The sequence below is a fragment of the Mangrovimonas futianensis genome, assembly GCF_021245805.1.
GTDB lineage: Bacteria > Bacteroidota > Bacteroidia > Flavobacteriales > Flavobacteriaceae > Mangrovimonas > Mangrovimonas futianensis.
The window spans coordinates 1-261 of sequence record NZ_JAJJNF010000095.1 but is presented as its reverse complement, the minus strand read 5'-3'; the positions used below and the strand labels follow the sequence as shown (position 1 = coordinate 261).

At 47.5% G+C, this 261-nt stretch carries 1 protein-coding gene; it reads left to right on the top strand.

Features of this window, described 5'->3' with window-relative positions; translation table 11 throughout:
• The coding region (locus tag LOK78_RS16575) for an HYR domain-containing protein (protein WP_232635694.1) at positions 1-261 on the top strand (261 nt) is incomplete at both ends.

Here is a 261-nt window from a genome sequence, read left to right as displayed (position 1 = left end):
CCTGTGAAGCAACTGGTGTGGCTCTTGGAACACCGACTACAGCTGATAACTGTGGGGCGAATCCTGCAACCAATGATGCGCCTGCTACATTCCCAATAGGTAATACAACAGTAACCTGGACCGTAACTGATGCAGCTGGTAATTCTGCTACTGATACTCAAATAGTAACTGTCGAAGACAATACAGACCCTACCATTACAGCACCTGATGACGTAACCGTAAGTGCCAATGCTTCATGTCAAGCAACTGGTGTGGCTCTTG